This window comes from Phenylobacterium sp. (assembly GCF_020253645.1).
Classification (GTDB): domain Bacteria; phylum Pseudomonadota; class Alphaproteobacteria; order Caulobacterales; family Caulobacteraceae; genus Phenylobacterium.
Map to the genome: position 1 here is coordinate 1 of NZ_JADCBG010000152.1, position 7,752 is coordinate 7,752.

General features: G+C 68.5%; 8 protein-coding genes. 3 read left to right on the forward strand and 5 right to left on the reverse strand.

Going from position 1 to position 7,752, the window contains the following annotated elements:
• The 4 genes from INE98_RS10515 to INE98_RS10530 all read right to left on the reverse strand — a co-directional run.
• Positions 1-844, reverse strand: an 844-nt coding sequence (locus INE98_RS10515; protein ID WP_293538779.1) for a penicillin acylase family protein, incomplete at its 3' end; no start/stop codon positions are given.
• 57 nt (positions 845-901) lie between these two features.
• Positions 902-1,210 (reverse strand): S4 domain-containing protein, encoded by a 309-nt coding sequence (locus INE98_RS10520; protein WP_293538781.1) that lies wholly within the window; start codon positions 1,208-1,210, stop codon positions 902-904.
• Positions 1,207-3,765: a helicase-related protein gene (locus INE98_RS10525; RefSeq protein ID WP_293538783.1), complete on the reverse strand. Its 2,559-nt coding sequence runs from the start codon at positions 3,763-3,765 to the stop codon at positions 1,207-1,209. The genes INE98_RS10520 and INE98_RS10525 overlap by 4 nt, the downstream gene beginning before the upstream one ends.
• 282 nt (positions 3,766-4,047) lie before the next feature.
• On the reverse strand, positions 4,048-4,737 hold the full coding sequence (locus INE98_RS10530; RefSeq protein WP_293513422.1) for an SDR family oxidoreductase: 690 nt from the start codon (positions 4,735-4,737) through the stop codon (positions 4,048-4,050).
• A gap of 278 nt (positions 4,738-5,015) precedes the next feature.
• Here INE98_RS10530 and INE98_RS10535 point away from each other — a divergent pair, with 278 nt between their 5' ends.
• Positions 5,016-5,444 (forward strand): PaaI family thioesterase, encoded by a 429-nt coding sequence (locus INE98_RS10535; protein WP_293513420.1) that lies wholly within the window; start codon positions 5,016-5,018, stop codon positions 5,442-5,444.
• A 14-nt stretch (positions 5,445-5,458) separates the two neighbouring features.
• Here INE98_RS10535 and INE98_RS10540 read toward each other — a convergent pair whose 3' ends face one another.
• The gene (locus tag INE98_RS10540) at positions 5,459-6,415 is read right to left on the reverse strand and encodes an amidase family protein (RefSeq protein ID WP_293538785.1); all 957 of its coding nucleotides are present in this window, start codon (positions 6,413-6,415) and stop codon (positions 5,459-5,461) included.
• A gap of 317 nt (positions 6,416-6,732) precedes the next feature.
• Here INE98_RS10540 and rpmB point away from each other — a divergent pair, with 317 nt between their 5' ends.
• The gene (rpmB, locus tag INE98_RS10545) at positions 6,733-7,026 is read left to right on the forward strand and encodes a 50S ribosomal protein L28 (RefSeq protein ID WP_293513418.1); all 294 of its coding nucleotides are present in this window, start codon (positions 6,733-6,735) and stop codon (positions 7,024-7,026) included.
• Positions 7,027-7,162: 136 nt separating this feature from the next.
• Positions 7,163-7,752, forward strand: a 590-nt coding sequence (locus INE98_RS10550; protein ID WP_293538787.1) for an alcohol dehydrogenase catalytic domain-containing protein, incomplete at its 3' end; no start/stop codon positions are given.

A 7,752-nucleotide genomic window follows, 5' to 3' on the forward strand; every position in this document is an offset into this window, starting at 1 on the left:
CCCTGTGCGGGTCATTGGCCAGGATCGCCCGCCCGGTCGTCGTACGCGACGGTGCGATCGTCCAGTTGTTCGATCCCTGTGAGTCTGGCGGCGGAGCCTCCGCCGCAAGCCGCCGGCGGGCAGCGTCGAACTTCACGCCCCGGGTGGCGAGGTTGTAGTCCTTGAGCACGTCTGCCGGGATGGCGCAGGGGTCGAGGCCTTCGGGGACCCGGCTCGCCCAGGCCGGCTCCAGCTTCTTAAAGAGCCTGTCCGCGCCGGGGCCGCCCTTGCACAAGATCTGCGCCCGAAGAGCCTCCATCCCTGCGTTCCGGGTCAGGCCGTGGCTGCGGATCCGCACCACGTCCTCCGGCCTCCAGCGGTCGGGCCGCGTTCCGGCGATGCGGAACTCCCGGGGCAGGGGGCGGCGGCCTGAGAGGATCTCGTCGACATAGGCGTTGATCCCCGAAACGAAGGCTTCTGTGTCCGATTTCGATGAGGCGCCGTAGGCGGCCCATTCGGCGGCCATGTCCCCGCGGTAGAGGAAGAGCCGGGCGGCGCGGTCCTGGTCCGCAAAGTCCGGACCAAAGTCCCTGGCCAGCAGCCCAAGGCCCCGTTTACGCCACAGATCGATCTGCCAAAGCCGGTCGCGTGCGGCGTTGTAACCCTGGACGAAGAAGGCGTCCCGGGCTGAGCGGGCGTAGATGTGGGGTACGCCCCAGCGGTCGATGAGGATTTCGGCCGGGGCGACCAGGCCCACAACCTTCCGCGCCTCGACGGCCGGCCGGGACTGGGCCGCCGCATCGCTTACGGCAAGAAGCGCCGCGAGGAGGGCCAGCGCCCCGAGTATGGCCAGTCTTGCGGTCATGTTGCGTCCTCCCCTTTGGCCCGACGCTAAAGCGCTCGCGCCCGGCGGGGAAGGGGTTCAGGCCGGGCCCGGCCCAACCTCGTCTTGCGCCTCGAAGGCGCGGTAGAGGGTGCGGGCCTCCGCCGGCGGACCCCGGCGCTCTCCGAATCCCAGCACCTCGACAGCCGTCAGCCGGCCGCCCACCGCGAAGACAAGGCGGTCGCCGATCCGCAGGGGGCGTGCGCACTTGTCGATCCGGGTCTCGTTACCTTCCGGGGTCAGGCGCACCCGGCCCTCGTCCAGGAAGCGGGCCGCCAGACTGCGGGACTTGAAGAACCGGGCCCGCCAGAGCCAGACGTCGGCGCGGATTGAGGACGTCCCGCTCACCCGGCTTTCCGCCCGGACTTGCGGGGACGTCGTCCCGAGCGACGAGTTCGGCCCCGGGCGGCCACCGCCTCCGGGGCGGGCTTCAGCGCCGCGAGGGCGGAGAAGGGCGAGGCGTCCTTCACCGGATCCGGCGGACGGGGCGCCGGTGGACGCCGGCGTCGCCAGGCGACCGGGACGTCGGTTCGCGGACGCTCGAGCGGTGCGAAGCCCAGGGCCCTCAGGACGGCGAAGAGATGTTCCACGGAGCCCTCAAGCAGGCCGGCGAGGGCAGGTGAAACCTCTACGCCCCGGCCATTGGACGGGGCTGCGCGCAGGGCGGCGTCAAGGGATTCCAGGCGCGCCGCCTCCACCAGCAGGTCCCCGGCCCGGCGAAGCCCCGCCGCCGCCAGAACGGGCCGCAGGGGCGGCTCCTGTCCTCGCAGGAGGCGGCCGGGTCCCGGCGGGGGAAGGTCCGGAGCGAGAACGGCCCGCACGAGGTCCAGGGCTGCAGGTGAAGGAAGGGCGGGCAGGAAGACTGAGAAGGCGCCAAGCCGGACGCCCAGGGCGCGCAGGCTGCGGCGCTCCGAAGGCGACAGGGCCGCGGCCTCCTCGCGCACCTCCGCTCGGTCGAGGACGCCGCCAGCCTCCACCAGCCTCCAGGCCAGCCCCCGGGCGAGTCCTCTCAGACGGCCGCTGCGCAGGGCTTCGTCCAGGGCGGCGAGGGGGGCGAGGCGACGGCCCGCCTCCGCCGCCAGCCAGGCCTCCAGCCGCCTCTGGGCGCGCTCCCGCGCCGGGGCGGGTCCCAGGTCGCCGAAGAGACGTGCCCGGGGGGCGAAGATCCCGCCGCCCTGGACCGCGGCCGCCGCCTCGCCGCGCCAGAGAATCCGTCCACCAGGCTCCAGGGTGAAGGCCTCGTCCGGCTCCGCCGCCAGCCGGCCGAGACGCCGGGCGATCTCCGGGGCGGCTGCGGCGTTCGCCGCTGCGCGCAGGGCCTTCTCCTCGAGGGCGGACCCGGCCCGTTCCGGGGTGAAGACCACGCCCTGCAACCGGCCGACCACCTGCCCCTCGACCGTCACCACGCCCTCCCGCGAGACACCCGCAAGGAGGTCGCCGGAGCTGCGCAGGGTGCGCATCAGGACACTGGTCCGCCGGTCCACGAACCGGGCGGTGAGCTTCTCGTGCAGGGTGTCCGAGAGGCGGTCCTCGAGCACCCGGGTCCGTCCCTGCCAGCCAGCGGGGTCGTTCAGCCAGCCGGGCCGGTTGGCGACATAGGCCATCGTCCGCACGTTGGAGAGGCGGGCCTGGAGGGTGTCGATCTCGCCCTCCGTCCGGTCTAGCCGGCGGAACTGCTCCGCCATCCAGTCCTCGGGGATCCGCCGGCCATGGCTGGACAGCCAGAAGAAGAACTCCCGCGCCAGGCGCACGTGCTCCTCGAGCCCGGTCTTTCGGAAGTCCGGGGTCTGGCAGACGTCCCAGAGATGGAGGAGGGCGCTGCGATCCCGGCAGCGGTCCGCCACGCGGGGGTCCGAGGCCAGCTGTCGCAGGGTGATCTCGTCCAGGGCCTCGGCCGACAGGGACAGGCCTTCACGGCCTGGCGCCTCGCCGAGGGAACGGAGCAGCCCCCCGAGGGAGCCGAAGTCGAGCCCGGGGTTGCGCCATTCGGCCGACGGAACCGGATCGTACCGGTGCGCCTCCACCTGGGCGACCAGGCCTGGGTCCATGTCTTCGCAATCGCCGGTGACCCCGAAGGTCCCGTCCTTGCGGAACCGCCCGGCCCGCCCGGCGATCTGCCCCACCTCCTGGGGGTGCAGGGCGCGGGTCCGACGCCCGTCGAACTTCTGCAGCCCGGCGAAGGCGACATGGTCGACGTCCATGTTCAGACCCATGCCGATGGCGTCGGTGGCCACCAGGAAGTCCACCTCCCCGGACTGGTAGAGCTCGACCTGGGCGTTCCGGGTCCGTGGCGAGAGCGACCCCATCACCACCGCAGCCCCGCCCCTCTGCCGGCGGATCAACTCGGCGATGGCGTAGACCTGGTCGGCGGAGAAGGCGACCACGGCCGTCCGCCGCGGCTGGCGGGTCAGTTTCTTGCCGCCGTCGTAGGAGAGGGTGGAGAACCGCTCCCGGCTGACGATCTCGGCGTTGGGCAGGAGGCGGCGGATCAGGGGCGCCATCGAAAGAGAGCCCAGCAGCAGGGTCTCCGACCGGCCGCGGGCGTGGAGCAGTCGATGCGTGAAGACATGCCCGCGTTCGGGGTCGGCGCAGAGCTGGATCTCGTCCACCGCCAGGAACTCGACCTCGCGGCTGAGCGGCATGGCCTCGACCGTGCACACGAAGTAGCTCGCCCGGGGCGGAATGATCTTTTCCTCGCCGGTGATCAGGGCCACGGCGCGCGGCCCCCTGGCGCGGACGATACGGTCGTAAATCTCCCGGGCGAGCAGACGCAGCGGCAGGCCGATCATGCCGGAGGCGTGACCCAGCATCCGCTCGACGGCGAAGTGGGTCTTGCCGGTGTTGGTGGGGCCGAGGACGGCGACGAGGCGCGACGGCGCAGGACCCAGCGGACGCTCGCTCATGGCGTCAGGGTGGGGTGGGAATCGGCCGCCTGCAAGAGGTCGGGAGTCGACTGGACGCCCGCGAGTCGCCGGACCTGGGTAAAGGATTTAACGAACCCAACGCTTCCCACGAACACGGGCGAAACGAATCATGACCGAATCAGCGACACCGCACGATTCGGATTTTGTTCTATACTAGGGATAGTAGCTGATCGCCCGTTAACCACAAATGAAAAAATCAATCCGTCCACAGCAAAGGCGCAGGACCGGACCGACGCCGCCGGGTCCTGTCGGGGGCGCCGGCTACCAGGGGTGCTCGGCGCCGTCCCAGGTCCAGAACCGTCCGGACTCAGCCATGCCCAGCCGCTCAATCACCTCGACGAGACCGCGGGCGCTATCTTCAACAGAGATCGCCGCGTTCGGTCCGCCCATGTCGGTGCGGACCCAGCCGGGGTGCATCGGGCAAACGATCATGCCCCGGGCCTTGAGGTCCAGCGCCAGGACCTGCATGACCTTGTTCGCGGCGGCCTTCGAGCTCCTGTAGGCAAACGCGCCAGGGCTATTGCGGCTGAGGGACCCCATCTGGCTGGTCAAGGTGATGATCTTCGGCTGAGGGGCTCGGGCGAGGTTGGGCAACAGGGCGGTGGTCACCCGAAAGGGCGCCAGGGTGTTGACCTCCAGGGCGTCCCGCCAGGCGTCGTAATCCATATCGTCCAGCGACTGCCGGTCGCCGCCCATCACGCCCGCATTGTTGATGAGAAGGTCGACCCGGCGTCCGCCCAGCGCATCGGCCAGGCGCTGCACGGAGCCGCCATCCCGGACGTCGAGGGCGCAGACCTCCAGGTCTCCGCCGCCTGAGCCTTGTTGCAACTCGCGGACCGCCGCCGGATCCCGAACGCCCGCGACGACCTGGTCGCCGGCGTCCAGGTAGAGCTCAACGAGTCGCCGCCCGATCCCGCGCCCGGCCCCCGTGATCACCACCGTCTTTCTCATCCGCCCTTCTCCCCCATGTCCCGAAGTCTCAGGTCCGAGAACGATTCCCATTGTTCAGACTGCCGGCCCATCCTCAGGTCAATCCTGCCGTCTACGATGTCCCGATTCCGGGCAGTGACTTGTTCTTTCAAGTTAGCGCTGGCAACTTCACCGAACAGGCTTGATCTGAGCGATTTCTGGGACGGGCTTGGTAATCCGACGTCTACCGCAAGCTCCTCGAATATCGAGCCGAGCAGACGGAAGGGCGCCACTGAAGGTAGGGCTCCGGAGCACGTCAGATGGTCGCAACAACGAACCAAACCTCCGTTGAGCGGCTAAACCAGGCCAATGTCGGCAAGCTGCCGGAGCATTTGGGGCTTTCCGTAACCGCGGTGAGCGACGGTCGCGTAGCAGGGCGGTTCACCGTTCGACCCGACCTCGTTGCACATACCGGCTACCTCCTGGCCGGCGTCGGGCTGACCCTGGCCGATCTCCTGTGCGCCTACGGCGTATCGACCGCATGGCCGGAAGGCGCACGCAGTTTCACGACGGCTGAGGTCAAGTGCAACTTCATCGGCACAGCGACGATGGGTGAAGTCGAAATCATCGCTTCTCTCGTTCACAGCGGGCGCACGACGCAGCTGTGGGATGCCGAGATAACCTCCCTGTCGAGCGGCCGTCGCATGGCGCTGTTCCGCGCCACACAGATCATCCTTTACCCGACTTGATTTTGGACGTCGGCTCAGGCCGCTTGCAGAGCTCTGTCAATTGCCTCGGCGACGGCGATTACGAAGGTGTCGCTGCCCGGCGGGCCGATGATCTGAATCCCTACGGGAAGGCCGCTGGCGGCTAAACCCGCCGGTATGGCCGTGGCGGGCAGGCCGCATGTCGTCGCGAGCGCCGACCATTCGAGCATCCGCAGATAGGAAAACCGGTCCCCGGTGGATGTTGAGAGCGTGCGCCAATTGATTGGGCGGTGGTCATGCGGAAAGGCGACCGTGGGCGCGCACGGGCAGATCAGGATGTCATACCGTTGGAAAAAGGTGATCATTTCGCCGCGCAGGTGCGCTCGGGTTTCATTCGCTGCCAACCAGTCTCGATGCCGGGCCGCATACCCAAGTACGCCTTGAGCCCATGACATAGGGCTCGCTCCCATTGCTGTTGCGACCCGTGCAGGGCCGCGCAGAGCTTCGAAGAGTACGCCCGCCAATGGCGGTAAGGACGCGCCCATGATTGCAAAGAGGAGCATCGTGTAGGTGCTGAGCAGCACACCCGGCGGTACGGGTGCACTTATGGGCGAGACGACAGAGCCAGCTGCGCTCAATCTTTCCGCGAAGGCCCTAATCGTATCGTGCACCGGATGATCCAGCACGAAGGCGGGTTCATCGATCCACAGCCCAACACGCAGTGTCCGGAGTGTCGCCCGCTTTCGCGTCGCGTCCGGATGATCTGCGATCGTGTTGTAGAGCAGTTGGAGGTCCCGGGCCGATCTGGCCATCGGGCCGACCACGGCAAGATCGATATCGGCGGCCCTTACGGCGGGAGGAACGAGGCCACGCTGGGAGATGACGCCGAAGGTCGGCTTGTGCGCGAAGACGCCGCAATAGCTGGCGGGAATGCGGAGGGAACCTGCAATGTCAGCGCCAATCTCGAGAGCCGCGAGTTGATCCGTTGCGTCACGATCAAGAAAATCAGCCACCGTTCCCTCGCCGCCGCGTGTTTTATCACGTGGACCGCTATCGAGCGAACTCTGAGAGGGGCTACCTCGCGCCCGCCAACGGCATTTGAATCTACGACGGCTTCAAATCGACCCCGCCACGCGCCCCGGGTCAGATCGGGCGCGCGCTACCGTCTACGGACGTTCGGCGAATTCGACGACCGAGCGCATCTCGACAACTATCAGCAATTCGCGCCTCCCGGACTCAGCCTTGACCTCCACGGCCCGCTTCGCCTATATCGCCGCTCCCCCGGTGGCCGCGCGGTCTCCGGGCCTCTTTCTGTCGGGATGAGAAACCCATGTCGCGCCGCTGTGAACTCTCTGGTGTCGGACCGATGGTCGGCCACAATGTGAGCCACTCGAACGTCAAGACCAAGCGCCGCTTCCTTCCGGCCCTGGCGCCCGTGTCCCTGCAGTCTGACGCCCTTGGCCAGACCTTCAAGCTGCGCATCACCAACGCCGTCCTGCGCACCCTCGACTTCAAGGGCGGCCTGGACGCCTACCTGGTGAAGGCCCGCGACGAGGACCTCTCGCCCCGCGCCCTGAAGATCAAGCGCCAAGTGAAGGCCAAGCTCGCCGACAAGGCCGCCTGAACCTGAACTCCTTCCCCGGAAGATGAAAAGGCCGCCCTCCAGGGCGGCCTTTTTCGTTTCCGGCGACGGCACGGAGAACCGGACGCAGTTGCGCCGCCGCCGCCGATCTGGTCCACCAAGGGCGAGGAGAGCCGCTATGAAGATCACCGCCGCCGTCGCCCGTCCCGGCAGGACCGGTTTCGACATCGCGCCCCTGTCGCTGGATGATCCCCGGGAGGACGAGGTCCGGGTGCGGATCGCCGGTGTCGGCCTTTGCCACACCGACCTCGTCTTCCGGCATGCCGGAGAGGCGGTCTACCCCCTGCCGGCGGTGTTCGGGCACGAGGGCTCCGGGGTGGTCGAGGCGGTGGGCTCCGCCGTCACACGGTTCCGTCCCGGGGACCGGGTGGCGATCAGCTATCGCTCCTGCGGCGCCTGCGACCGATGCCATGACGGCGACGCCCCCTACTGCCGCACCATGCCCCTGCTGAACTACACCGGGGCCCGCACAGACGGTACGCGGGCCCTGCATGACGACGCCGGCGACATCGCCTCCAACTTCTTCGGCCAGTCCTCCTTCGCCAGCCACGCCCTGACCTACGAACGCAATCTGGTGAAGCTGCCGGACGACGTGCCGCTGGAACTCATGGGCCCCCTGGGCTGCGGCATCCAGACCGGCGCCGGCGGGGTGATGAACAGCCTCGCGGCGCGCGCCGGGTCCTCCATCCTGATCACGGGCGGTGGTTC

Excerpts from the sequence above, each read along its gene's own strand:
- INE98_RS10535 (WP_293513420.1), top strand. The coding sequence starts at position 5,016 with ATGGTCGCAACAACGAACCAAACCTCCGTTGAGCGGCTAAACCAGGCC.
- INE98_RS10525 (WP_293538783.1), bottom strand. The coding sequence starts at position 3,765 with ATGAGCGAGCGTCCGCTGGGTCCTGCGCCGTCGCGCCTCGTCGCCGTC.
- INE98_RS10530 (WP_293513422.1), bottom strand. The coding sequence starts at position 4,737 with ATGAGAAAGACGGTGGTGATCACGGGGGCCGGGCGCGGGATCGGGCGG.
- rpmB (WP_293513418.1), top strand. The coding sequence starts at position 6,733 with ATGTCGCGCCGCTGTGAACTCTCTGGTGTCGGACCGATGGTCGGCCAC.